Source organism: Brucella intermedia LMG 3301 (assembly GCF_000182645.1).
Taxonomy (GTDB): Bacteria; Pseudomonadota; Alphaproteobacteria; order Rhizobiales; family Rhizobiaceae; genus Brucella; species Brucella intermedia.
Genome location: NZ_ACQA01000002.1, coordinates 610,758 through 635,154, shown reverse-complemented (window position 1 = coordinate 635,154; position 24,397 = coordinate 610,758). Strand labels below are relative to the sequence as shown.

Genomic DNA, 24,397 nt, shown 5'->3' with positions numbered 1-24,397 from the left:
TCTGGCCCGAATGGACAATTGGCCGCAGCCCCGGGACACTCCTCCAAATGCCCGAAAAGACGATAGGCCGTTGCATCCCGCTCCGCGGTCGGTGGGCACTGATGCAGGGGATTCGGCAAATGGCAGATAAAGTTTCCGGTCGGCAGGATAGCCGGTCTTGAAGCGAACTCCAAAACAGGTCTCCGGTCAGCCCGGAAGCGACAGCCGCCGTCTCCTGTCGGAGCAGGCGGTTTTCCCCATTTGGTGCGGCGGAAAACGCTGGCTTTCCGCCCTCTCCGCACCCTCGAACATCAAACCGACTATAGCGGGTCGGAAGATGAAGGCAGCTCCTTGCTGTCCTGCGTTCTGTCGCGATGGATCACGGCGCGGCTGAGCAGCATGAGCGTTACCGGCGTTGTGACAACCACAAAGACGGTAATGACCACTTCATGCAGAATCGGCTTCGATTGCAAGATGGAGAAAAATATAATCGACGCGATCAGGATCCCGCCCGCTCCGAACGACGAGCCGAGCGTGGGCGCATGAACGCGCTCATAAAAGCTCTTGAAGCGAACAAGGCCGATGCATCCGACAAGCGTCAGGAACGCGCCGCCCAGCAGGAAAAATGAAATGATGACAGCGGCCCAGACGGGAATTTCGCCTGCATTGATCATTCGATCACCTCCCCGCGCATGAGGAATTTGGACAGCGCCACGGTAGCGACAAAGCCGAGAAGAGCGATAATCAGCGAGGCTTCGAAATAGATGATGCTGCCCGTGCGTATGCCGAATGTAATCAGGAGCAGCAACGCGTTGAGGTAAAGCGCATCGGTCGCAAGAATGCGATCCTGTGCGCGCGGACCGACCAGAAGCCTGTAGACTGCGCAGGCCATGGCGCCAAGAAGCATCAGCTGAGCGAAAAGCAGGGACCAGAAGATAATGACTGCGCTCATGCGGATTTCTCCTCTTCGACGGTGTCGGCGACTGTAAATATCTTGATGAGCGGCTGCTCATACCGTCCCTTGATCGTATCCCGCCACGCCTGCGCATCGTCCAGATCGAGCACGTGGATCGTCAGTTCGCGCCTTGCGGCGTTATAATCCACCCATGCCGTGCCTGGCGTCGCGGTGATTATGCAGGCGAGGACGGCAAGCGCAGTCCGGTTTTCCAGATCGAGCTGGATGACGACGAAGCCCGGACGTCGCTTGCGCTTGCGCGACAGGATGATCCCCGCAACGGCGATATTCGATTCCAATATGTCATAGCTTATGGCTCCGAACAGCCAGAGCATGGTCGGGATTGAGCGAATATGGTTCTTCTGCGGCTGCAAGGCCGTCATGATGAGGCATGCAATGATTGCGATGATCGCACCGAGCAGGAACTGCGCCCGGGTGAAGCCATTCAAGAGCAGCCAGAACAGAAGCAGCGAGGCGAACAGAAGCGGATAAGGCAGGATTCTCTTCACTGTGCCTCCTCCGTTTGCGTGCCCGCGCGCGGCGCATTGAGAACGCTGCTGATATAGGATGCAGGATTGTGCAGCGAACGCGCTGTTTCATCCATGTAACGCATTGCCGGACCGGCTGCGATCGTCAGCGCCAGACAGATTGCCAGAAGTCCTGCGATCGGCACGACTTCCCGCACCAGAACACGCGGCACGTTACCTTCGAGCGAAGCCCAGAAGGTACGGATGCCGGTACGCGTCATCGCGATCAGGGCCGACAGGCCGGATAGGAGAACAAGTGCAACCAGTGCCCAGCTTGCCGGGCTGACCGGCATTGCAAGCTGCGGGGTGGCACCTTCTCCATTGAACACCGCCGCCAGGATCAGGAATTTGGCGATGAAGCCCGAAAACGGCGGAAGACCGATCAGCAATATCGCGCAAATCCCGAAGAACGTGCCCAGGACGGCAAGGGTCGCAGGCAATACCGCGCCGATCTCGTCCTCTTCTTCTTCCTCCTCATCGTCACCATAGGCTTCCATGGTAACGGCGAGAACGTTGGCGGCTGCGTCCTGCCCGCGCTCGATCAATTCGATCAGTAGGAAAAATGCGGCAATGGTGAGTGTCGAACTGACCATGTAGAAAAGTGCCGCACCTGTCATGGCGGTGTTGCCGCTGCCGATGGCGGCCAGCAAGGTGCCGGAGGATACTAGAATGCTGTAGCTGGCGAGACGTCCCATCGCCTGCGATGCGACGACGCCGATCAGGCCGAAGGCAAGCGTTACCATCCCGCCGAAATAGAGCCAGTCATTGCCGAAACCGTAGGAGGAACCGGCACCGATGCCGAACATCAGCGGCGACAGGCGCAGAAGGACGTAGATGCCGACCTTGCTCATGATGGCGAAGACCGCCGCAACCGGTGCTGCTGCCGCCGTATAGGTTGGCGCCAACCAAAAATTGAGCGGCCACATGCCTGCCTTGACGAGGAACGCTACGCCAAGAACCGCGGCGCCTGCTTCAAGCAGCATACGATCTTCGGGCGCTACCTGCGAAATCTTCTGCGCAAGATCGGCCATGTTCAATGTGCCGGTCACGCCGTAGATCAGGCTGACACCGATCAGGAACAGCGACGAGGCGACGAGGTTGACGGCGATATAGTGCATGCCGGCCTTCACGCGTGCCGGACCGGAGCCGTGTAGCGCCAGCCCGTAGGACGCAGCCAGCATGACTTCGAAGAACACGAAAAGGTTGAACAGGTCGCCGGTCAGGAATGCGCCGTTCAGTCCCATCAGCAAAAGCTGGAATATCGTATGGAAATGCGGACTGGCCTTGTGCCAATGGGCAAGCGCAAAGCTGAGCGATGCCATGCCGAGCAGGCTTGTCAGCACGAGCATGAGGGCCGCGAGACGATCAAGCACCAGAACGATGCCGAATGGCGCGGGCCAGTTGCCGATCAGGTAGACCAGAGCGTCGGGCGCCCTTTCGCTCGCCATGCCTGCAAGCGTGATGGCAATCGCGATCAACCCCAGGGTCGAAATGGAGTTGATGGCCATCTTGAGCTTGCGCTTGCGCTCATCGAACAGCAGCAGGACGGCCGCCGTGACGAGCGGCAGGACGATTGGCGCAACGATGAGATGTGTTTTCCAGTCCAACATCAATTCTCCTTGCCGTCCACGTGGTCCGTACGTGTCAACCCGCGTGAGGCGAGCAGCACGACAAGGAAAAGTGCGGTCATTGCGAAGCCGATGACGATGGCGGTAAGAACAAGCGCCTGCGGCACAGGATCGGTATATTGCGTGGCCTGAACGTCAACACCGTTATCGAGGACGGGGGCCGCATTGGTGCGGAGGCGCCCCATCGAAAAGATGAAGAGATTGACCGCGTAGGAAATCAGCGACAGGCCAATTGCCACCTGGAAGGTGCGCGGGCGAAGGATCAGCCACACGCCGGATGCCATCAACACGCCGATTGCCAGAGCAAGAACGAGTTCCATCAGTTCTCCTCCTTCGTTGCGGCCAGTTTCTCGACACGGTGTTTGCGGAGCGATTGGTGCGCGAGAGCGATCAAAACGAGCACCGTAGCGCCGACCACGAGGGTGAAGACTCCAAGATCGAACAGCAGCGCACTGGCTGTCGGCATTTTTCCGATATGCGGTATCTCCGTATACTGGAAGAAGGTTGTGAGGAACGGATAGCCGAAGAACCACGATCCCGCGCCTGTTGCACCGGCCAACAGCAGGCCCATCCCGATCCAGCGCAGGGGCAGGATGCGCAGGCGGTCCTCCACAACGCGCGCGCCTGATGCCAGATATTGGAGCAGGAATGCAATTGCGAGCGTGATACCGGCCGCAAACCCGCCACCCGGCAGATCATGGCCACGCAGGAACAGATGCACTGCCAGCACGACGATCACCGGGAAAAGCCATTGCATGATGACAGACGGCACGGCCAGATAATCGGCCAGTGTTTCACCGGCCTTGCGGTCCGGCGCTGCCTCGTCATAGGCGTCCTGTATTTTCTGTTGGGCGGTCGATCCGGTCGTGTCGGGCGCTGGACGAAAACGTCGCAGCAGCGCAAAGACCGTAAGACCGACAATGCCAAGGACGGCGATTTCGCCAAAAGTATCAAAGGCGCGGAAATCGACCAGAATGACATTGACGACATTCTTGCCGCCGCCGCCCGAATAGGCGTTTTCGAGGAAATAATCGCCGATGCTGCTGGGAGACAGGCGCGTCATCACGGCATAGGCGATGATAGCCACACCAGCCCCGCTGCCGATGGCGAGCAACAAGTCGCGATAGCGGCGGATGCGCGGGCCGATCTGCACCGGAAGCGGATCGGGATCTTCCCAACGCTTCGGGAGCCAGCGAAGTCCAAGCAGCAGCAGGACGGTGGTTACGATCTCGACGAGCAACTGCGTTACCGCAAGATCGGGCGCAGACAGCCAGACGAAGGTGATGCAGGTGATAAGCCCCGCCCCGCCCAGAAGGATAAGCGCTGCCAGCCGGTGATACTTGGCCTGGTAGGCCGCCCCGACGGCGCAGGCCCCGCCAAGTATCCAAAGTCCGGCGAAGATCGGGTCCACCGGCTGCGGACCAAGCGAACCGGATTGCAGGCCGGAGGCGAAAATCGGCCAGGCGGCGGCAAGGACCGCCACGGCGACCACGATACGGAGTTGCGGCTGCAGACGCCGCGTGCTAAGGAAAGCTTCCGCCTTGCGCGCCCAGTTCCACGATAGAGTAACCAGAACACGCTCGAAAATGCGCTGTCCCTGCAAGTGCCGGAAAAGCGGAGGGCCGTCTTCGCTCGTCGCGAGATAGTTCTTCAGCATCCAGTGCAAAAGAATGCCGCCGATCATGGCCACGATACTCATCATCAGCGGCAGGTTGAAACCGTGCCAGACCGAGAGGCTATATTCGGGCGTCGCATGACCCAGCACCGACAGCACAGCCGAATGCAGGAACGGCCCGATCGACAGTCCCGGAATGATGCCGATCAACAGGCAAAGCAGAACCAGAAGTTCGATGGGACGGCGCATCCAGTGCGGCGGCTCATGCGGCTCATGGGGCAGATCATGCGGCGGCGGTCCGAAGAACGTCGAATAGATGAAGCGTACCGAATAGGCGACCGTGAAGATGCCCGCGATGGTGGCCACGTAAGGCGTGATCGTGTCGAGCCAGGACGCCATATGGGTTTCGACCGCTTCCGCGAAGAACATTTCCTTGGAAATGAACCCGTTGAGCAGCGGCACACCGGCCATGGCCGCGCTCGCCACCATGGCAAGCGTCGCCGTATAGGGCATGGGGCGCAGAAGCCCGCTCAGCTTGCGCATGTCACGTGTGCCGGTTTCGTGATCGATGATGCCGGCGGCCATGAAAAGCGATGCCTTGAAGATCGCATGGTTGACCATGTGGAAGATCGCGGCGACTGCTGCCAGCGGACTGCCAAGGCTGAGCAGAACGGTGATGAGGCCAAGATTGCTGATGGTCGAATAGGCGAGCAGACCCTTGAGATCCTGCTGGAAAACCGCAAAGAAGCTCGCGATCAGAAGCGTGATCAGGCCCGCCGAGCCGACGATCCAGAACCACTCCTCGGTTCCGCTTAAGACAGGCCAGAGGCGGGCAAGCAAAAAAACGCCAGCCTTCACCATTGTTGCCGAATGCAGATAGGCCGATACCGGCGTCGGCGCTGCCATGGCGTTCGGAAGCCAGAAATGGAACGGAAACTGCGCGCTTTTGGTGAATGCGCCGAGCAGGATCAGGATGAGCGCCACGCTGTAGAGCGGATGCGTGCGAACGAGGTTGCCCGCTGCGAGGACCTTGTCGAGATCGTAGCTGCCGACGATATGCCCCAGGATCAGAACGCCTGCCAGCAGACAGAAACCGCCTATGCCGGTCACTGTCAGCGCCATGCGCGCACCATCGCGGGCGCTGGCATTGTGATACCAGTAACCGATCAGCAGAAACGAGAAGATGCTGGTCAGTTCCCAGAATACTGCAAGCAATATCAGATTGCCCGACAGAACCACACCAAGCATCGATCCCATGAAGGACAAAAGGAACGAGAAGAACCTCGGCACCGGGTCTTCCGGCGACATGTAGTAACGCGCGTAAATGACGACCAGAAGCCCGATGCCCGTGATGAGCATCGCGAAAAGCCAGGCAAAGCCGTCCATCCGGAAGGTGACGTTGAGACCATAGGCCGGGAGCCATTCCACGGTGCCGCGAAGCACCTTGCCGTCCGACACGATGGGATAAAGGCTGGCGGTGACGATAAAGGCGACAAGCGCAATCGCTGCCGTAAACCAGGCCGAACCGCTACGATCCGCCCCCCTGAATAGTCCGGTTATGGCGCTGCCGAGAAATGGTAGAAGGACAAGCAGGAAAAGCATTCTGCCGTCCATCGTCATGCGCCACAGGCCTCCTAGCCGAAATCAAGGTTGATCCGAAGCAGGCACCGCTCAAGAAAACAGCAACAGAATCGCTCCGGCAAGTTGTAGAGAGGAATCATATGTTCCGATGGCGTTATTATGACGGGCCACAGAACATTATGGCAATAGCTTTCAATGGCTTATCGCGCGAATTTGAATCATTTTATGGTTCCTCTTGCCGGAAAATCTATAATTTGTCGGTTGCTGCGGACCGCGATGCCCGACGATTGGACATATTGCCCCGAATATCTTTCAGCCGAATGACATGATCTTATTGGGACGATTGCCGCAGGAATGGCTTTTGGAGAGGTTCTTATCCTTCAAGCAAGATCGCTGACAGCCGCTCGGCCTGAACGCGGATATCCGGTACGGCTGTGACCTCCCAGAATGCGCCTTTCGTGACTGGCCCGATCGCGAAGAACGGACCTGATGGTTCGCCTCGCGCATTGAGAAGCTGAAGGTCGCGGGTAACATCCAATCCGAGATCGAGCACATCCGGCCGGGCCAGCCCATGCTCCATGAGGCCGATCAATGCCGCATTGCGGGTTGTCGAGAAACGCGGATTTCCGCCACGGCAATCAATGACGGTCGCGACATGCTGCTTTTCGATCTTCTCGCTGCGACGCGGGCGATAACGGATTTCCATCCCTCCCCCTTCGTCGCGCACTGAAACGAGATGACCGGCCGTGATTTTGAGTTGTCCGTGCTTCATGGCAGATTCGATGCGATCCGCCACGGCAGGAGCCATGCGGTGACGATGGACATCCCACCATGGGCGCAGATGCCGGAGGAAACTGCGACGCTGTGAGGTCGGCAACCCCGCCCAGACATGCTGTGTATGCGGCCGCAGACCGTCCATCACGCCGCGCCAGCCGGAACCCGATCTTTCCGCTTCCGCCATCATGGTGCGCACGCGTCGCATGAGCTTGGAAAGCCCGAGCGAGACCGGAAGGTCGTCGGCTGCGACGGGGAAAACTTGCGCAGGGGCATGGCGTGCCGGAAGAAGCCCACGGCGCGAAACGGCATATATTTCCGCACGATGTCCATTATCGAGCAGCGACAACACGCTGTCGATCATCGAGAGGCCTGTACCAAATATCGCCACAGGTGCATCTGTCGGCACATCGAAATAGCCGTTGCTCGCCCAGTATTCAGCAATCTGGCCGCCTGATTTCGCAATAGCGGCCTCATTGCCCGTTGCAAGAATGACCGCATCCGCGGCGAAGGTTTCGCCGGTTTCGGTGACAACCGCCGGCCTGCCAGCTTTCAGCGCCACATCGACGACGCCTGTCCTTTCGATCGTCAATCGTGAGCTGCCGGCGGAGAGATAAGGCTCAACCAGATGCTCCAGATAGGCGCGATAGACTTTGCGCGGCGCAAAACTGTGCGGTTCCCACCGGTCGCCGCTCTCCTGCAACCAGTTGAGGAAGTGATCCGGTTGGTCGGGAAACGCGCTCATATTGCTGGCGCGCACATTAAGCAGATGGCTGGGATTTTCCGTCGCGTAAGCGATCCCCGCTCCCAACCTGCCCGATCGCTCGAAAATTCGCGCAGTCGATTCCGGTGAACGCCGGAGCAACTGTGCAGCCAGAATGATGCCGCTTGCCCCGGCGCCGATGATGATAAATGACTTCAAACTATCGTGACCTCATCCCAATTCCCGACAACGACCCGAATAGACCGCCGTCAAAACCCGCCCTATAAATCTCACTAATTTAGTTAGATTCCAATAAAGAACCGCTCTTGTAAACCCCGCAAAACCGGGCCAATTGCCGTACGGCTGGTGCACAATGAACTCGTATTCGCTCCAGACGCATGGCGGGAAAGTAAACAGTCAGGAGAAACCAGCCACGTATCGTTGACAGTGTGTTTCAGAAACACGGGCTGGCCTCAACCGCCCGAATAACAATATCTAGCCCAACATTATCCCAGCAGGTTGCCTCGAAAAACCCAAGCCGGACAGCCTGCCGGACCGCTGAAACACAGGACCCAGTCATGAATAATTCCCTGCTGAATTCCATCAAGAAGCGCCGTACGCAGTATGCTCTGGGCAAGTCCCTTCCGCTGTCGAACGAAGACGTCGCCGAGCTGATCCGCGAAGCGGTCAAGCACACCCCTTCCTCCTTCAACTCACAGAGCTCGCGTGCCGTGATCCTGTTTGGCGCCGAGAGCGACAAACTGTGGAACATCGTGAAGGAAACGCTCCGCCAGATCGTTCCGGCCGACGCTTTCGCGCAGACGGAAGCCAAGGTCGACAGCTTCGCTGCCGGTGCCGGTACGGTTCTGTTCTATGAAGACCAGAGCGTTGTTAAGGGGCTTCAGGAAAACTTCCCGCTTTATGCCGACAACTTCCCGGTCTGGTCCGAACAGTCCGGCGGCATGGCACAGCATTCGGTATGGACCGCGCTCGCCAATGCAAATATTGGCGCCAGCCTCCAGCACTACAACCCGCTGATCGATCAGGAAGTTGCCCAGACCTGGGACATTCCTGCCTCGTGGAAACTCCGCGCCCAGATGCCGTTCGGCTCAAACGAACAGCCTTTCGGCGAAAAGGCTTTCATGGACGACGGCGACCGTTTCAAGGTTTTCTTCTAATCGTTCATTGTATCGAAAACGACCGGGCCGGAGGAGTTTCCTCCGGCTTTTTCTTTCCGGCGGTAAAATATTTCATCAGGCCGTTGTCCCCTCTCCAAAAGCTGGATGTAATGGGGATGCTTCAAGAGAGTCGCAACCAAGCGACAAGCTCGTGAAGCTTCATCAGAACGGGCCGCAATTGCACGACATGTGCAGATTGCGCGGTCCGAAGGGGGAAGTTGCATGACAACCGTAATACCGCCATTTGCTCATATCTCGAAGGCAACCCACAACAAGCGGGGCGTTGCACGAAAGCTGCTGCGCGCATCCATGCCGGCTGCGCTCGCGATCACTCTGTTTCTGTCAGCGTCGCCAAAAGCGGTGGAAGCCGCAACACCGGCCGACACGCTCGTCATAGCGATGAGCATCGATGATGTCATTTCACTCGACCCGGCTGAGATCTTCGAGATCACCACATCCGAAATCCTGACCAGCACCTATGAGCGGCTCATCACGACCGATACCAAGGACCCGACCAAAATCGTCCCACAGATTGCCGAAAGCTGGACCTTCTCCGACGATGGCAAGTCGATTACGTTCAAAATCCGCAAGGGGCTGAAATTCGCCTCCGGCAATCCGCTGACCGCGCAGGACGCCGCCTATTCGCTGCAGCGCGCCATCAAGCTGGACAAGAGCCCGGCGTTCATTCTGAGCCAGTTTGGCCTCACCCGCGAAAACGCCGATCAGAACATCGTCGCGACCGATGACGAAACGCTTGTTTTCACTACGGGCAAGGCATTTGCGCCAAGTTTCGTCCTGAACTGTCTCACCTCCAGCGTGGCGTCGATTGTCGACAGCAAGCTGGTGAAGGAACATGAGCAGAAAGCGGAAAAGACCAAGGATTATCCCTACGACACCGACTTCGGTTACGAATGGCTGAAGAACAACTATGCCGGTTCCGGTCCCTTGGCGCTCAAGCAATGGCGTGCCAATGAAGTGCTGCTTCTCGAGCGCAACGAAAACTATGCCGATGCAAAACCGGCGATGAAACGTGTCATCTATCGCCATGTGAAGGAGGGGGTTTCACAGCGCCTGCTCCTTGAGGCGGGCGATATCGACATTGCGCGCAATCTGGAACCCGGCGACATTGAAGAGCTGAGCAAGAACCAGAAGTATCACGTCCTCAACGCACCAAAGGGCCGCGTCTATTATCTGGTGGCCAACCAGAATGTGCCGGAACTTGCAAAGCCGGAAGTCCGGCAGGCCCTCAAATACCTGATCGATTACGATACGATCGAAGCGAAACTCATCAACGGTATCGGCCGCACGCATCAGTCCTTCCTGCCTCTCGGCATGTTCGGCGCTGTCGGTGACAAGCCGTTCTCCTATGATGTCGAAAAAGCCAAGGAGCTGCTTGCAGATGCAGGTCTCAAGGACGGCTTCAAGGTGACACTCGACGTGCGCAACACGCAGCCATTTGTCGGCATCGCGGAAAGCATCCAGCAGACCATGGGCAAGGCGGGCGTTCAGGTGGAAATCCTGCAGGGAGACGGCCGGCTGACGACCACCAAGGTTCGCGCACGCAAGCATCAGATGGCGCTTGGCATCTGGGGGCCGGATTATTGGGATCCGCACACCAATGCAGTGACCTTCACCAACAATCCCAACAATGGCGAAGACGTCTCAATGCGCACGAGCGCTTGGCAGGCCCATTGGGATATTCCGGAGTTGACGGCGGAAACCATGGCTGCCGCTGAAGAGCGCGATACGGCCAAGCGTGAGGAGATGTATCACGACCTCCAGAAGAAGTTTCAGGAAACCAGCCCGTTCGCGATCATCTATCAGCAGATCGAAACAGCTGTGACGGCTCCGAATGTGCACGATTTCAACATGGTTGCCGACGCCAACTATGTCCAGACCGTAACGAAGGACTGACGCGATGCGAAAAGGCCGGGCGCTTTGCCCGGCCTTCTTATTTCCCGTCCTCGAAGCTGAAGGGCGGCAATTGCTCCAGCGCCGATTTCAGCGCTTCCGACCAGCTTTCCGATACTGTCTGATAATAAGGATCGGTAGCCTCGAACCGTTTGCGCGCGCCATGCGCGAAACTGTCGGCTTCGTAAATCTGCATGTCGAGCGGAAGTCCCACCGAAAGATTGGCTTTCAGCGTGGAGTCGAACGAGACGAGCAGCAGCTTCACCGCCTCCTCGAAACTCATCTGCTCCTGATAGGCGCGGACGAGGATGGGTTTACCGTACTTGTTTTCCCCAATCTGGAAGAAAGGCGTGTCTGCGGAACTCTCGATGAAATTGCCTTCCGGGTAGATATAGAAAAGGCGCGGCTGGCCGCCCTTGATCTGCCCGCCGAGAATGAACGAGGCGCCAAATGCATCGGCGTTCTGCCCGCCGGTGGCGGAGTTCTGGATGACTTCCTTGACCGTATCGCCGACAAGACGTGCGACCTGGAACATGGAGGGCGCATCAAAGACCGACGGGTGCCGGTCCGCAGGAGCCTTCATGCGTTCTTCCAGAAGACTTGCCACCGCCTGGGTAGTCGCGAGATTGCCAGCTGAAAGCAGAACGATCACACGTTCACCGGGCTTGGACCAGCTTCGCATCTTCGAGAAAACGGAGATATTGTCGAGCCCGGCATTCGTCCGCGTATCGGACATGAACACAAGGCCACGATCGATTTTCATTCCAACGCAATAGGTCATAAGCAATATCCGGCAGGCAACTGGCTATTCAGAGGGATCACTGCCCTACATTGATGTGAACCGCAAGACTTTCCGCAGCACCGCCGAGCCGGACGCCCGAGATCGGCGCAGCGTCGCGATAGTCCAGCCCGGTTGCAATCCGCACATAACGGTCATTCGGACAGATATTGTTGGCGGCATCGAACCCCACCCATCCAAGGCCGTCGATATGAGCTTCGGCCCAGGCATGGCTTGCGGTCTGTTCCTCGACGCCTTCCATCATCAGATATCCCGATACATATCGGGCGGGAACGCCGATAAGCCGGGCCGTCGAAAGAAAGATATGGGTGTGATCCTGACAAACGCCCTTGCCGGCGTTCAGTGCATGTTCGGCATCCGTGGAAACGCTCGTCGTTCCCGGCATATAGGCAACTGCCTTGTGTATGGCGTTCATCAGATCGTGCATCAGGGCAAGCCGTTCCTGCCCTGTCGGGAGGTCGCCAGCCAGCGCCTTGATCCGCTCGCCCGGCATCGTCAGCGGTGTCTCACGCTCGAAAAGCCAGAGCGGTGCAAAGCCATATACGGGCCCGAGCACACCGACCCTGTCCTCCACATCGATGCTACCGCTTGCCGTTATGACGATCTCGCTGACATTGCGGGCGTGCTGGACCAGATCGGTCTTGTTGCCAAAACCGTCGATATAGGAAACCTCCGGCTCGCCGCCTTCAATTTTCAGTTCCCAGTGTTTCACGACCTGACCCGGCACCGTCGGCGGACGCAGCCGCACCCTCTGCACCGCATAGGGAACCGGGTGGTCGTAGCGATAATGCGAAACGTGCCGGATATTGAGCAGCAAGCGAAGACCTCAATAGAAATTATAGGTTTCAGCGATCTCGTTGCCGAGCCGGTTGTTGCGGGTGATGAACTCGGTCAGGAATTCATGCAGGCCCATATCGAAGATCGCAGATATGTCCTGATTTTGCAGGCTTGCATAGATTTTGTCCGCTGTCTCGTGACAGGCGGCGCGATTGTCATAATCTTTCGACAGGTAGTCGAGATGTTCTGCGATGCTGCGATAGCAATAATGAAGCGAACGCGGCATGCGACCGTTCAAGATAAGATAGTCCGCGACCTGTGCCGGACGATAGTCACCATCATAGACCCAACGGTAGGAACGATGCGCGGACACCGAGCGGAGAATGGACTCCCATTGGTAATTGTCGAGCGTGGTGCCGACATAGGAAATCGCAGGCAGCAGAACATAATATTTCACATCGAGAATGCGGGCCGTATTGTCCGCGCGTTCGATGAACGTGCCGAGGCTTGCAAAATCGAAGATTTCATTGCGCAGCATCGTGCCGTGGAAAGAGCCGCGAATAAGTGCCGTTTCGCGCTTTATCTGGTCGAGGAGTTGCGGAAGGTCGCTTTCCTTCAACGGCTTGCAGAGCGACTTTTTCAGCGACATCCATGCTTCGTTGACGCTCTCCCACGCTTCCCGTGTCAGTGCCGTGCGCACCATGCGGGCATTGGAGCGCGCGGTCTCAAAGCATGTCATCACGCTCGACGGATTATCCGCATCGCGCAGCAGGAAATCGGCGACATTGGCGGCGTTATAGACATCGTATTTCGCCGAAAAACCCTGACTTGCGCCTGCCGAAACCGCCACCGATGACCATTCTTCGGGTGCATCTGAAGTTTTCGTCAGTGCCATGCGAAGACCCGCATCGACAAGGCGCGCCATGTTTTCGGCCCGCTCTATATAGCGGAACATCCAGTAAAGTCCGTTTGCCGTACGGCCAAGAAGCATAAATCATTCCCCTCTTCGCGCCCTGATCTTGCCGTCAGTTGCAGCACGTCAATCCAATTGTTTCAGTCGTCGAGTACCCACGTATCCTTGGTGCCGCCGCCCTGACTGGAATTCACGACAAGCGATCCCTCCTTCAACGCCACACGCGTAAGTCCGCCCGGCGTTATGCGGATGCGGTCTGAAACCAGAACGAAGGGGCGCAGATCGACGTGGCGCGGTGCAAGCCCGCTCTTGGTGAAGATGGGCGTGGTTGAAAGCGCCAGTGTGGGTTGCGCGATATAGTTGCGCGGCCTTGCTTTCAATTTCTCGGCGAAAACGTCGCGTTCGGCCTTTGTCGAAGCGGGTCCGACCAGCATTCCATAGCCGCCAGAGCCATGGACTTCCTTGACCACAAGCTCGGCAAGGTTGTCGAACACATAAGCAAGGCTGTCCGGTTCGGAACAGCGCCATGTCGGAACGTTTTCGAGAATGGCCTTGCGGCCCGTATAGAACTCCACGATTTCCGGCATATAGGAATAGATCGCCTTGTCGTCGGCGATGCCAGTTCCCGGTGCGTTGGCAATCGTGATATTCCCGGCCCGGTAGACATCCATGATACCGGCAACGCCGAGCGTCGAGTCCGGCCTGAATGTCAGCGGATCCAGAAACGCATCATCCACGCGCCGGTAAAGCACGTCGATGGCGCGATACCCTTGCGTGGTCCGCATCGCCACACGTCCGTCCACAACGCGCAGATCGCTTCCCTCGACCAGTTCGACGCCCATCTGGTCGGCAAGGAATGCATGTTCAAAATAGGCGGAGTTGTAGATGCCTGGCGTCAGCACCGCGACGGTCGGAACATCTTGCGTGCCGGGAGGCGCAACGCTTGCCAGTGACTGGCGCAGCAATTGCGGATAATTCTCGACCGGGCGAACCTTGACGTTCTGGAATAGCTCCGGAAAGAGCTGCATCATGGTTTCGCGATTTTCCAGCATATAGGAAACGCCCGATGGCGTGCGGGCATTGTCTTCCAGTACATAGAACTGGTTTTCGGCTGTGCGCACGATATCGACGCCGATAATATGGGTGTAGACGTTCCCCGGCGGGCGGAAGCCGATCATTTCCGGCAGGAAGGCTTCATTTTTGGAAATCAGCTCTTTGGGAATGCGCCCTGCCCTGACGATCTCCTGACGATGGTAGATGTCATCGAGAAAAGCGTTCAGCGCCATCACGCGCTGTTCGATGCCCTGCGACAGACGCCGCCATTCCTGCCCTGAAATGATGCGCGGAATGATGTCGAAGGGAATAAGGCGTTCGCCCGCCTCCTGGTCGCCATAGACGGCGAAGGTGATGCCCGTCTTGCGAAACACGCTTTCGGCATCGTCGCTCTTCTGCAGAAGTTTGTGCGGGTCCTGTTGGTCGAGCCATTGCTTGAGAAATTCGTAAGGCTGGCGGACATTCCCGCCATGGTTGAGCATCTCGTCGAATGGCTTCACTTACTTCCCCTTCTTTTTCCCTATTATTCAGTCCGGGCTCAGGGAAAAGCAAGTCAGGAAATCATGCAAAAGCGCAAAGCTGGGTTGCGCATTTTCATCGCGACAGCAGGACTATGACGCGTTCTAATAGCCGCGCAAATGTTGCCAGCAATGGTTCAGCCCGGACGATGCGCCTTCACGACGGCCGGATCGGTCTCGATACGTCCCGCCCCGATGAGGTCGAGACAATAAGGCACCGCCGGAAAAATCGCCTGCAAGGTCATGGCGATGGAAGCAGGCTTGCCGGGAAGATTGAGAATGAAGCTCTTGCCGCGACTGCCTGCCGTCTGGCGGGACAGGATGGCGGTCGGGGTCTGTTCAAGGCTGACCCGGCGCATCAATTCGCCAAAACCCGGCAGTTCCTTGTGCAGGACGGCCTGCATGGCTTCCGGCGTTTCATCACGCGGGCTCGGTCCTGTGCCTCCCGTCGTCAGGATGAGATCACAGGCTTCGTTGTCGCAAAGATCGATAAGCGTGTCGCGGACCGATTCCATACCATCCGGAATGACCCGGCGGACTGATTCATAAGGTGTGACGACTGCGCTTTTCAGCCATGCTTCCATGGCCGGGCCGCTCTGATCTTCGTATTCCCCGCGACTTGCGCGGTCGGAAACAGTCACGAAACCGATCTTTACCATCACATTCTCACAGCAAGTTTCTGGCTCTCAATAAACGTCTGGCGGACTTATAGGCGCTCGCCGGTTTGATGTGAAGGTTTGCGCGCAAATGAAAACGCCGCCCGGAGGCGGCGCTTTACATAAGGCGTGACTCAGAAGTTATGGCGTGACGTCGAAGCCGAACCACTTTTCCGACAGACGCTTGATCGTGCCGTCAGCCTTCGCGGCTTCAATGGCGTCATCAAACATCTTCTTCAGTTCGGTATCGTCCTTGCGCAGGCCGACGGCGACGCCACGGCCCAGAATGCCGCCCTTGAAGAACGGGCCGGTCATGACGATGTCTTCATTACCCGGCTTCTTGGCAGCGTCGGTGAGATAAGCGAGCGAAGCCACGACGAGATCGACACGACCCGACTTCAGGTCCAGGTCATGCTGTTCCGTGGTCTTGTATTCACGGATGTCGATATTGTCCTTGAAGTACTTGTCGAGGAGCGACAGACCGAGCGAAGCGGACTGGACGCCGACGGTGCGGCCCTTGATTTCGGCAGATACTTCGTCAATTGCCTTCTGTGCGGCCGCTTCGTCCTTGGCCAGATAAAGGGTCTCGCCGGTGTGCGGCAGCTTTGCGTAAGGGCTGTCCTTCAGCGTTGCGAAGGTCTGCGGCGTCAGGCCGTAGGAAATCGAGAAGCTGATGGTTTCTTCGCGCTTTGGCGTTGCCGTGAGGCCGGCCATGATCGCATCGAATTTGCCGGCATTGAGTGCCGGGATGATGCTGTCAAAAGGCTGTGCGACCAGTGTGCACTCGACCTTCATGCGAGCGCAGAGATCCTTGTAGAGTTCGACTTCATAGCCGTCCAGCGAGCCATCGGGCTTGGTGAAGTTGTAAGGACGGAATGCGCCTTCCGTAGCGATAGTGATCTTCGTCCACTTCTTTTCCTCGGCATGGGCCGAAATGCTCGTCAGAGCGAGAGCGGAAATGAACACGGCTTTGAAAAGTCCGATGGTCTTCATTACAGTTATCCTATTGCGGGTGTTTCTGTCCGGCTGGCGCCGGAATACAGAATTTCGATAATCAGGCAGCGTTCTCGTGGCTGATGAATTTACGGAAGCGTTCCGATTTTGAGTTGGCGAAGACGTCTTCGGGCTTTCCGTCTTCTTCCACCAGGCCCTGATGGAAAAACACGACGCGGTTGGAGACGTCACGTGCGAAGCCCATTTCATGGGTCACGACCAGCATGGTGCGGCCTTCTTCGGCAAGGCCGCGCATGACGCGCAGCACTTCACCGACCAGTTCCGGATCAAGGGCCGAGGTCGGCTCATCGAACAGCATAACCTTCGGCTTCATCGCCAGTCCGCGCGCAATCGCCGCGCGCTGCTGCTGTCCGCCCGAAAGGTGCGCCGGATAGAAGTCACGCTTGTCGGCAATGCCGACCTTTGCCAGCAGCGCCTCTGCTTCCGCCACGCATTCCGCGCGCGGACGCCCCTGCACATAGATCGGCGCTTCGATGATGTTTTCCAGAATGGTCTTGTGCGACCACAGATTGAAGCTCTGGAACACCATGCCCAGTTCCGAACGGATGCGCGAAACCTGCTTCTTGTCGGTCGGATAGGCTTCGCCCTTCGCATTCTTCGCCATGCGGATGGTTTCGCCCGAAACCGTCACCGTGCCCGAGGATGGTGTCTCGAGAAGATTGATGCAGCGCAGGAATGTCGACTTGCCGGAGCCGGACGAACCGAGGATCGAAATGACCTCGCCTTCGCGCGCTTCAAGCGAAATGCCCTTCAGTACCTCATTGGCGCCAAAGCTCTTGCGCAGGTTTTCGACTTTCAGAGCCACCGGTGCATTGGGAGAGACGATTTTGCTCACGATGTTTGTCCTTCGGATGAGAGCTTGACGACGGGCTGGCGCAGATAAGGGGTGAGCCTGTATTCTGCAAACATCAGCACACGGGTCAGGACGAAGTTGATGGCAAGGTAGATCGCACCGGCGATCACGAAGATTTCGATCGCCCGATAGCTCTCGGCGATCAGCTTTGCCGCGATGCCGGTCACTTCCATGAGCGTGATGATCGATGCAAGCGAGGTTGCCTTGATCATCGAGATCATCTCATTGCCATAACCCGGCAGCGCCTGGCGGATGGCAAGCGGCATGACGATGCGGCGGAAGCAGGTGAAGGACGACATGCCGCAAGCTTTCGCCGCTTCGATCTGGCCATGCGGCACCGACAGCAGGCCGCCGCGGATGATCTCGCTGGCATAGGCCGCATTGTTCAAGGTCAGCGCGATGATCGCACACCAGTAGGGCTCGCGCAGGATGGGCCACAGGAAGGAATAGCGGATGGCCGGAAACTGGCTGAGGCCGTAATAGATGATGAATATCTGGACCAGAAGCGGCGTTCCACGGAACACGAAGACGTAAAGGCGGGCAATCCAGTCCAGCACCGTGAGGCCCGATAGGCGCATCAGGGCAAAGAGCAGGGCAAGGAAAGCGCCGAACACGATGGAGGATGCCGCAAGCTTCAGGGTCAGCGGCACGCCGCCCAGCATCTGGAAGAATGCATCGGAATAGAATTCAAGGTTCATTTTGCCCTCCTGACGCCGCGCGAGAAGTGACGCTCGGCCAATTGCAGAAGCCCGCCGGAAACCGACGAAATCAGCAGGTAGAGCGCTCCGGCAATGAGGAAGAAGTTGAAGGGCAGGCCAGTCGAGCCCGCACCGATCTGCGCTTGGCGCAGAAGCTCGACCACACCGGCGACCGAGACCAAAGCGGATTCCTTCAGCGAAACCTGCCAGACATTGCCAAGGCCCGGCAATGCGTGGCGCAGCGCGAGCGGGGCGATGATGCGGCGGAATTTCAGCATCCGGCCCATGCCGCAGGCGGTTGCCGCTTCGATCTCGCCTTTGAAGACGGCCCGGTATGCACCGCGGAACACTTCGGTATGATGCGCACCGCAGGAAATGCCGATTGCCAGCACGCCTGCCAGAAAGCCGGGAAAGCCGACGAAGCCTTCCGCACCGAAATATTTGCCGATGGCGGTAACGGCGGCGCTGCCGCCGAAATAGAACAGATAGATGACGAGGAGATCGGGAATGCCGCGAATGATCGTGGTGTAGCCGTCAGCGACGGTGCGCAGCGTGCGTCCGCCGGAAATCTTCGCCCAGGCAGCGAACACCCCGATGGCCGCGCCGAGCAGGAAGCCCAGAACCGCCAAGGCTACGCTCACCAGTGCGCCCATCATCAGCACATAGCCCCAGCCGTCAGGACCGAAACTCAGAATATCGAGAAAGCCCATCTGCTTCATGATGCGTCAGGCCTTGTTGGAATTGGGGGAATGAATGTCATTTCTATTTTCAGAATCTGTCTGTTCGCTGCATCATTTTGCGGTTTCGGGCAGAGCGGGTTGAACGCTGTCTGGAATCGGATTGACGAAAACGGCTCCGCCGAGCCGTTTCTCGTGATCCTGCTTTGCTTTCTCGATCTGTGCCGGATCGCGGAACAGTTCGATGGCGGTGCTGCCCATGATCTTTGCAGCATGCGCCATGCCCTTGTGCGCTGCCGGCAGCTTGCCCTGAGCCACCATCTGCCACGAATGAAGCGGCGTGCCGATTGCGCAGGTCGCGCCGCGCATCTGCACGGTCGGCACTACCCAGCTCACGCTGCCCACATCGGTCGAGCCGACGAGGGTGTTGTCGCCCTTATAAGGCGTATAGATATCTTCGCAAAGCGAAAGGCCGCCCTTGGGCTCAACACCAAAGCGGCGGAAGGCATCGGAAATGTCTTCCCTGGAAAGCGTCTTCTGAAAGCGGCTTGCCGTTTCGCGGTCCTGATCGTCAAAGTCCGGAGGGCCCAGACGCTCAAGCTGCATCTGCATCAGTTGTTCCAGCGGTGTGTTCCCGATCAGATCGGCATCGCCGCTAACGATCTCGCTGCGCACCGTGGTTTCGGTCATCAGCGCTGCGCCCTCGGCGATCTTCTTGACGCGCTCCAGAAGTGTTTGCATTTCCGGCAGGCTGCGGGCGCGCACGAGATAACGGACCGTTGCCCTGGCCTGCACGACATTGGGCGCAAAACCACCTGTATCGGTCACGGCATAATGAATGCGGGCAGTCGACGGCATATGCTCGCGCATATAGTTCACGCCGACATTCATCAGCTCGACCGCATCAAGCGCACTCCGTCCGAGATGCGGTGCTGCCGAAGCGTGGGCCGCACGGCCGCTGAAGTGAAAAATGATTTCATTGCAGGCGAGCGAGACTGGATCGTTTACGCCCGCAAATGGCGCAGGATGCCAGCAGAAGGCGATATCGACATCGTCGAACAGTCCCTCGCGAACCATGAATCCCTTTGCCGAACCGCCCTCTTCCGCCGGGCAACCATAATAACGCACGCGTCCCTTGATGCCCTGTGCGGCAAGATAATCCTTCACGGCAGCAGCAGCGAGCAGCGATCCCGCACCCAGCAGATTGTGGCCGCAACCATGTCCGTGACCGCCTGCTTCGACAGGCTTCTCTTCTGCCAGTCCCGATACCTGGCTCAAACCCGGCAGGGCATCGAACTCACCAAGAATGGCAATGACCGGCCCATCCTCGCCAGCTTCGCCCATTACAGCCGTCGGCAATCCAGCAATGCCGCGTTCGACGCGAAACCCTTCGGCTTCCAGCATCGCCGCGTGGGCATCGCTCGATCTGTATTCTTCGTAGTTGGTTTCCGGATTATCCCAAACCGTATCGCTCAGTTCGAAATATGCGGCACTCTTGGCGTCGACAATATCCCAGATATCGTGATGGTTTTTCAACTTGGCTCCATCGGTCATTTCACCGCCATGTAAGAAACTGGCGGGCTTCGGGAGGTTTCGGCATCGCGATTGCCGATCCTTCCGTGTGCTCTAATTTTTGATGATGCTGATAGAACTCAGGCCCCGCTCCCGCAAGGGCAGATCGAAGAGTTGACGCAAAATTGCAAATTTTCGGGCGGTTTTCAGCCCTCTATTGCCGTTCAGGTCCCGTCAATCCGATTGAAGTTGGCTTCTGGCCTCCCACACGCCTCAATATTCCTCGCACCTGTACTGAGCAGTACCCGAGACGAATGGCGAGGAGTAGCCGCGATAGTGGTCAAAATTATCGCCGGTTTTTGCAATATGGCACGTTTCATGTGGCAAATTGGAAAAAAGTCCCTCTTACGGGGCTGTTGCCTTTGAGTATCTGCCCTTGAGTATCCATGGATGAAACGATAGTTCGTTCCGCGAACTGAACTTCCGGGGCAACGTTCATGGTACAGACAAAGAAGCTCGCAGATTTCACTATACGTCCGCTCGCAAGAAGCGAAGTGACGGACATCTGGCAAATCGACCGCAGCGAAATCATTGAGGAAATGTATCGCTTGCAAGAAGCTCAGCTCGTATTGGAACCGCAGTTCTACGATGTGCGCGGCTGGCCGGAAGGCGAAGCGGAAATCTACACGCCCATCCTGCTCGACTGCTACGACCACGGCGGCATCTTTCTCGGTGCTGAAGCGGATGGTGCTCTGGTTGCTGTCACGGTTACGGATGTGCGTCCTGTCGGCCTCTATCCAGAACTACATCAGCTCGGTTTCATGCATGTCGATAAAGCCGTCCGGGGATTGGGCCTTGCAGGCGAACTCTATCGGCGCAGCATGGCCGTTGCTAAGGAAGCCGGAGCGGAAGGCTTTTATATTTCCGCGACGCCCACGCGGCGGACAATCGATTTTTATATGAAACAGGGCGCGAAAGTCACAATCAGGCCGGATCCGCTGCTCTTCGAGCGCGAACCCGAAGATATTCATCTGATTCATCGATTTACGAGCCAAGCTTCTTGACCCGGGACTGAAACCGCTATCATCGTCAGCCATGCGTATCCTGCTCGTCGAAGATAATCTCACCCTCGCAAACTGGCTGGCAAAAAGCCTGCAACAGTCAAACTATAGCGTCGATACCGTGCACGACGCTGCTGATGCTGAACAGGCACTCGCCTTCACAGAGTACGATCTGGTGATTCTTGATCTCGGCCTTCCCGACAAAACCGGGCTCGATGTGCTGGAACACGTCCGCGGCAAAGGCAATGAAGTACCCGTCATCATCCTGACGGCCAATGCCAGTCTTGACGGGCGTATCCGTGGATTGGATGCCGGCGCCGACGACTATCTGGCAAAGCCCTTCGAGCTCAGCGAACTCGAAGCGCGTATCCGCGCGCATCTTCGCCGCGCCAGCCAGCGAACAGCGCCCGTTGTGACCTGCGGGCTTTTACGTTTCGACACCAATACCCGGCTATTCTCGATTGGAGACGAGCCGCTTTCACTTGCCCCGAAGGAACATGCAGTTCTGGAACAGCTGTTGCGGCGCATCGGAACCACGGTCAGCAAAACGGCGCTTGTACAGGGCATCTACAATTTCGACAGCGAAACTGACGAAAACGCCATCGAAATCTACATTCATCGTCTCCGCAAGAAGCTGGAGGGCAGCCGAGCCGAGATCGTGACCTTGCGCGGCCTGGGCTATCTGCTGCGCGAAGCGAGTTGAGATGAAACGGCTGTTCACCCGCCTCTCCCAAAGCCTGCGCGCCCAACTCGTTTCGTGGATCGTAATCCCGCTGATTATCGTGGCAGGGATCAATCTTTGGACAGCATGGCGCGCGTCGGAAAACATGGCTGGGATCGTATCAGACCGAATGCTGACAGCGTCTGCACGCGCAATCGGCGAAGCGACCGCCGCGTCGCACAATGCCATCGATGCGGTCATTCCGCCGGTCGCACTCGAAATGTTCTCAACGGGATATGGGGACCGAGTCTATTATCGTGTGGAGACGTCCGATGGGCGACTGCTGGCAGGATTTCCCGACTTGCCCATGCCTGCCGTAATCACGAATTACGATCCGCTTCATTATGAGGGCACCTATCGCGACCGTCCCTTGCGTCTGGTTGTGTTGCGCCATCCTGTTGCCGCACCTTCCACCCTGCCACAAGCTGTCGATGTGGTCGTGGGTGTCACCCTTGCGGGATACACCGCCATGCAACGGGAACTCTGGCTGAACTCGGTGCTGGAACAATCGCTGCTCATCATCGTTGCCGGTGCTCTCTCGCTATTGGGCTTGCGCTTTGTATTGCGTCCGCTGATCCGGCTTCGCAATGAAGTCCGCAATCGCACATCCAAACTGGAACCGTTCGATCCACAGACCGTCCAGACCGAACTTCGACCGCTCGTCACGGCGCTGAACCAGTATATGGAACGCGTACGCAAGCAGATGTCGGCGCAACACCGTTTCATTCAGAATGCGGCACATCAGTTGCGTACGCCGCTTGCGACGCTTTCGACACAGGCCAGCTTCGCAGAACGGGCAACCGAAGAAAATGACCGCAAGGATGTCCTTGCTGGCATCAAGAGTACGGCCATGCAGCTGTCACGGCTGGCCGGACAATTGCTGACGCTTTCCCGGGCCGAACCGGGCAGCAGGCGTCCCCGCGCTGATCGGGTTGATCTGGCGGAGGCGGGACAACAAATTCTGGAAAGCCTCGCAGGCAAGGCGTTCGACCGCAAGATCGATCTCGGGTTGGAGCTTAAAGCGAAAAAGCCGATCATTTCCGGCGATGGAACCATGCTGCGCGAGATGATCGTCAATCTGGTGGACAATGCCCTCACCTATACGCCGGAAGGCGGCACGGTCACGCTTGTGATCGATCAAGATGGACACAAAATCAAATTACGGGTCGAGGATAACGGCCCCGGTATTCCGGTCAGCGAATATGAACACGTTTTCGAACGCTTCTATCGTGTTCCAGGCACTCTGGCAGATGGAAGCGGGCTGGGTCTCGCCATCGTGCGTGAAGTGGCCGATGCCGCAGGCGGTGATGTGTCGCTTTCCGAAACGAAAGGCGGCGGGCTTACGGTGACTGTCACCCTGCCCGCCGCCTGAGCTGTTCAAATGTCTGGCTGTCAGCTTCCCTGTTCGGAAAGCGCCTGTGGACGCCATTTCACCAGATGGTTTTCGATTAGCGTGATAATATATTCCACGACGAGCGCCAGCACCGCCAGAATGACCATGGCAGCAAAGACGCCATTGGCATTGAATGTGCCCTGTGCCGTTGAGATCATCAGGCCCACGCCCTTCTTCGCGCCCAGAAACTCACCGACGACGGCGCCGACGAGCGCAAAACCGAAGCTAACGTGAAGGCTTGCCAGAATCCAGCTCATGGCTGACGGCACGATGACGGTGCGTGTGATCTGCGAACGGGAAGCACCCAATATCTGTGCATTTGCGATCAACGCACGATCAGCTTCGCGTACACCCTGAAACGCATTGGCGAACACGACGAAGAACACCATGACGACGGCCAGCGCCACCTTGGACGCCATACCGAGCCCAAGCGCGATGATGAAGATCGAACCCAGCACGACACGCGGGATGGAATTGGCGATCTTGATATAGATCGAGAACACATCGGCGAGGAACTTGTTGCGGCCCAGCAGAATGCCGCAAATGACGCCGCCAACCGCACCGATCAGGAAGCCGAGCGCTGTTTCCTCAAGGGTTACGATGATCTGCTCCGAGAGCGGCCCCTGTGAGGTGCCTTCCGTGATCCATATCCATATCTGGTCCGCGATACCGGAAGGGCTTGCGAAGAAGAATGGATCGATCAGGCCCGTCCGTGCACCAAGCTCCCAACCACCCAGAACGGCGACAAGAATGGCGAGGCGCACAAGGATAACCACGGCACGGCGGCGGCGCATTGCAGCGCGAAATTTCGCTTCGGTGCGTGCAAGTTCGTCCGTACTTGCACTGGACTGCAAGTTTGCTGACGCGGAGAGAGTTTGTGTTGTCATTTCATTTTCTCCGA

General features: G+C 57.7%; 23 protein-coding genes. 5 read left to right on the top strand and 18 right to left on the bottom strand.

Annotated elements, in window-relative coordinates; genetic code table 11:
• Positions 1-299 precede the first annotated feature (299 nt).
• The 7 genes from mnhG to OINT_RS15375 all read right to left on the bottom strand — a co-directional run bounded on the left by mnhG (position 300) and on the right by OINT_RS15375 (position 7,981).
• The gene (gene mnhG, locus OINT_RS15405; RefSeq protein ID WP_006468802.1) at positions 300-653 is read right to left on the bottom strand and encodes a monovalent cation/H(+) antiporter subunit G; all 354 of its coding nucleotides are present in this window, start codon (positions 651-653) and stop codon (positions 300-302) included.
• Complete coding sequence (locus OINT_RS15400; protein WP_006468801.1) at positions 650-931, bottom strand: K+/H+ antiporter subunit F; 282 nt, start codon at positions 929-931, stop codon at positions 650-652. Before OINT_RS15400 ends, mnhG begins: the two co-directional genes overlap by 4 nt.
• Complete coding sequence (locus OINT_RS15395) at positions 928-1,443, bottom strand: Na+/H+ antiporter subunit E (RefSeq protein WP_006468800.1); 516 nt, start codon at positions 1,441-1,443, stop codon at positions 928-930. The genes OINT_RS15400 and OINT_RS15395 overlap by 4 nt, the downstream gene beginning before the upstream one ends.
• Positions 1,440-3,068 carry a monovalent cation/H+ antiporter subunit D gene (locus tag OINT_RS15390; RefSeq protein ID WP_006471303.1) on the bottom strand — a complete coding sequence of 543 codons (1,629 nt, stop codon included), beginning with the start codon at positions 3,066-3,068 and terminating at the stop codon, positions 1,440-1,442. The genes OINT_RS15395 and OINT_RS15390 overlap by 4 nt, the downstream gene beginning before the upstream one ends.
• Before the next feature lie 2 nt (positions 3,069-3,070).
• Entirely contained in the window at positions 3,071-3,409 is a 339-nt protein-coding gene (locus OINT_RS15385; protein WP_006468798.1) for a Na+/H+ antiporter subunit C, read from the bottom strand.
• Positions 3,409-6,324, bottom strand: coding sequence for a monovalent cation/H+ antiporter subunit A (locus OINT_RS15380; RefSeq protein ID WP_006468797.1), 2,916 nt, complete (start codon positions 6,322-6,324; stop codon positions 3,409-3,411). Before OINT_RS15380 ends, OINT_RS15385 begins: the two co-directional genes overlap by 1 nt.
• 334 nt (positions 6,325-6,658) lie before the next feature.
• Positions 6,659-7,981: an FAD/NAD(P)-binding protein gene (locus OINT_RS15375; protein ID WP_006468796.1), complete on the bottom strand. Its 1,323-nt coding sequence runs from the start codon at positions 7,979-7,981 to the stop codon at positions 6,659-6,661.
• A gap of 359 nt (positions 7,982-8,340) precedes the next feature.
• Here OINT_RS15375 and OINT_RS15370 point away from each other — a divergent pair, with 359 nt between their 5' ends.
• Together OINT_RS15370 and OINT_RS15365 are read left to right on the top strand one after the other, a co-directional pair.
• Entirely contained in the window at positions 8,341-8,940 is a 600-nt protein-coding gene (locus OINT_RS15370) for a nitroreductase family protein (protein WP_006471301.1), read from the top strand.
• Positions 8,941-9,162: 222 nt separating this feature from the next.
• Positions 9,163-10,854 carry an ABC transporter substrate-binding protein gene (locus OINT_RS15365; protein WP_006471299.1) on the top strand — a complete coding sequence of 564 codons (1,692 nt, stop codon included), beginning with the start codon at positions 9,163-9,165 and terminating at the stop codon, positions 10,852-10,854.
• Positions 10,855-10,891: 37 nt separating this feature from the next.
• Here OINT_RS15365 and OINT_RS15360 read toward each other — a convergent pair whose 3' ends face one another.
• The 10 genes from OINT_RS15360 to OINT_RS15315 all read right to left on the bottom strand — a co-directional run bounded on the left by OINT_RS15360 (position 10,892) and on the right by OINT_RS15315 (position 20,363).
• Entirely contained in the window at positions 10,892-11,632 is a 741-nt protein-coding gene (locus tag OINT_RS15360; RefSeq protein WP_006471297.1) for a proteasome-type protease, read from the bottom strand.
• A 37-nt stretch (positions 11,633-11,669) separates the two neighbouring features.
• Entirely contained in the window at positions 11,670-12,467 is a 798-nt protein-coding gene (locus OINT_RS15355) for a transglutaminase family protein (protein WP_006468792.1), read from the bottom strand.
• A 9-nt stretch (positions 12,468-12,476) separates the two neighbouring features.
• On the bottom strand, positions 12,477-13,418 hold the full coding sequence (locus tag OINT_RS15350; protein ID WP_006468791.1) for an alpha-E domain-containing protein: 942 nt from the start codon (positions 13,416-13,418) through the stop codon (positions 12,477-12,479).
• A gap of 62 nt (positions 13,419-13,480) precedes the next feature.
• On the bottom strand, positions 13,481-14,893 hold the full coding sequence (locus OINT_RS15345) for a circularly permuted type 2 ATP-grasp protein (protein ID WP_006471294.1): 1,413 nt from the start codon (positions 14,891-14,893) through the stop codon (positions 13,481-13,483).
• A gap of 155 nt (positions 14,894-15,048) precedes the next feature.
• On the bottom strand, positions 15,049-15,570 hold the full coding sequence (gene mog / locus OINT_RS15340) for a molybdopterin adenylyltransferase (protein WP_006471292.1): 522 nt from the start codon (positions 15,568-15,570) through the stop codon (positions 15,049-15,051).
• 138 nt (positions 15,571-15,708) lie between these two features.
• The gene (locus OINT_RS15335; RefSeq protein ID WP_006468787.1) at positions 15,709-16,560 is read right to left on the bottom strand and encodes a transporter substrate-binding domain-containing protein; all 852 of its coding nucleotides are present in this window, start codon (positions 16,558-16,560) and stop codon (positions 15,709-15,711) included.
• Between the two features lie 61 nt (positions 16,561-16,621).
• Complete coding sequence (locus tag OINT_RS15330; RefSeq protein WP_006468786.1) at positions 16,622-17,416, bottom strand: ABC transporter ATP-binding protein; 795 nt, start codon at positions 17,414-17,416, stop codon at positions 16,622-16,624.
• A complete protein-coding gene (locus OINT_RS15325) occupies positions 17,413-18,132 on the bottom strand; it encodes an ABC transporter permease (protein WP_006468785.1) in 720 nt (239 codons plus the stop codon). The genes OINT_RS15330 and OINT_RS15325 overlap by 4 nt, the downstream gene beginning before the upstream one ends.
• Complete coding sequence (locus OINT_RS15320) at positions 18,129-18,851, bottom strand: ABC transporter permease (protein WP_006468784.1); 723 nt, start codon at positions 18,849-18,851, stop codon at positions 18,129-18,131. The genes OINT_RS15325 and OINT_RS15320 overlap by 4 nt, the downstream gene beginning before the upstream one ends.
• Before the next feature lie 72 nt (positions 18,852-18,923).
• On the bottom strand, positions 18,924-20,363 hold the full coding sequence (locus tag OINT_RS15315) for a M20 family metallopeptidase (protein WP_006468783.1): 1,440 nt from the start codon (positions 20,361-20,363) through the stop codon (positions 18,924-18,926).
• A gap of 455 nt (positions 20,364-20,818) precedes the next feature.
• Between OINT_RS15315 and OINT_RS15310 the strand changes: the two genes are divergently transcribed.
• From OINT_RS15310 to OINT_RS15300, 3 genes are read left to right on the top strand one after another with little or no spacing between them, the layout of a single operon-like run.
• Complete coding sequence (locus OINT_RS15310) at positions 20,819-21,385, top strand: GNAT family N-acetyltransferase (RefSeq protein ID WP_006468782.1); 567 nt, start codon at positions 20,819-20,821, stop codon at positions 21,383-21,385.
• A 31-nt stretch (positions 21,386-21,416) separates the two neighbouring features.
• The gene (locus OINT_RS15305) at positions 21,417-22,085 is read left to right on the top strand and encodes a response regulator (RefSeq protein WP_006468781.1); all 669 of its coding nucleotides are present in this window, start codon (positions 21,417-21,419) and stop codon (positions 22,083-22,085) included.
• A 1-nt stretch (position 22,086) separates the two neighbouring features.
• A complete protein-coding gene (locus OINT_RS15300) occupies positions 22,087-23,475 on the top strand; it encodes a sensor histidine kinase (RefSeq protein ID WP_006468780.1) in 1,389 nt (462 codons plus the stop codon).
• Between the two features lie 20 nt (positions 23,476-23,495).
• On the opposite strand, the gene OINT_RS15295 is transcribed toward OINT_RS15300, so the two are convergent.
• A complete protein-coding gene (locus tag OINT_RS15295) occupies positions 23,496-24,383 on the bottom strand; it encodes an ABC transporter permease (protein ID WP_006468779.1) in 888 nt (295 codons plus the stop codon).
• Positions 24,384-24,397: the final 14 nt, after the last annotated feature.

Bases quoted from the DNA above. Each gene is read 5' to 3' on its own strand.
- OINT_RS15385 (WP_006468798.1), bottom strand. From the start codon at position 3,409: ATGGAACTCGTTCTTGCTCTGGCAATCGGCGTGTTGATGGCATCCGGC.
- OINT_RS15370 (WP_006471301.1), top strand. From the start codon at position 8,341: ATGAATAATTCCCTGCTGAATTCCATCAAGAAGCGCCGTACGCAGTAT.
- OINT_RS15310 (WP_006468782.1), top strand. From the start codon at position 20,819: ATGGTACAGACAAAGAAGCTCGCAGATTTCACTATACGTCCGCTCGCA.
- OINT_RS15300 (WP_006468780.1), top strand. From the start codon at position 22,087: ATGAAACGGCTGTTCACCCGCCTCTCCCAAAGCCTGCGCGCCCAACTC.
- OINT_RS15380 (WP_006468797.1), bottom strand. From the start codon at position 6,324: ATGACGATGGACGGCAGAATGCTTTTCCTGCTTGTCCTTCTACCATTT.
- mog (WP_006471292.1), bottom strand. From the start codon at position 15,570: ATGGTAAAGATCGGTTTCGTGACTGTTTCCGACCGCGCAAGTCGCGGG.
- OINT_RS15400 (WP_006468801.1), bottom strand. From the start codon at position 931: ATGAGCGCAGTCATTATCTTCTGGTCCCTGCTTTTCGCTCAGCTGATG.
- OINT_RS15315 (WP_006468783.1), bottom strand. From the start codon at position 20,363: ATGACCGATGGAGCCAAGTTGAAAAACCATCACGATATCTGGGATATT.
- OINT_RS15335 (WP_006468787.1), bottom strand. From the start codon at position 16,560: ATGAAGACCATCGGACTTTTCAAAGCCGTGTTCATTTCCGCTCTCGCT.
- OINT_RS15295 (WP_006468779.1), bottom strand. From the start codon at position 24,383: ATGACAACACAAACTCTCTCCGCGTCAGCAAACTTGCAGTCCAGTGCA.
- mnhG (WP_006468802.1), bottom strand. From the start codon at position 653: ATGATCAATGCAGGCGAAATTCCCGTCTGGGCCGCTGTCATCATTTCA.
- OINT_RS15360 (WP_006471297.1), bottom strand. From the start codon at position 11,632: ATGACCTATTGCGTTGGAATGAAAATCGATCGTGGCCTTGTGTTCATG.
- OINT_RS15365 (WP_006471299.1), top strand. From the start codon at position 9,163: ATGACAACCGTAATACCGCCATTTGCTCATATCTCGAAGGCAACCCAC.
- OINT_RS15320 (WP_006468784.1), bottom strand. From the start codon at position 18,851: ATGAAGCAGATGGGCTTTCTCGATATTCTGAGTTTCGGTCCTGACGGC.
- OINT_RS15350 (WP_006468791.1), bottom strand. From the start codon at position 13,418: ATGCTTCTTGGCCGTACGGCAAACGGACTTTACTGGATGTTCCGCTAT.
- OINT_RS15305 (WP_006468781.1), top strand. From the start codon at position 21,417: ATGCGTATCCTGCTCGTCGAAGATAATCTCACCCTCGCAAACTGGCTG.
- OINT_RS15325 (WP_006468785.1), bottom strand. From the start codon at position 18,132: ATGAACCTTGAATTCTATTCCGATGCATTCTTCCAGATGCTGGGCGGC.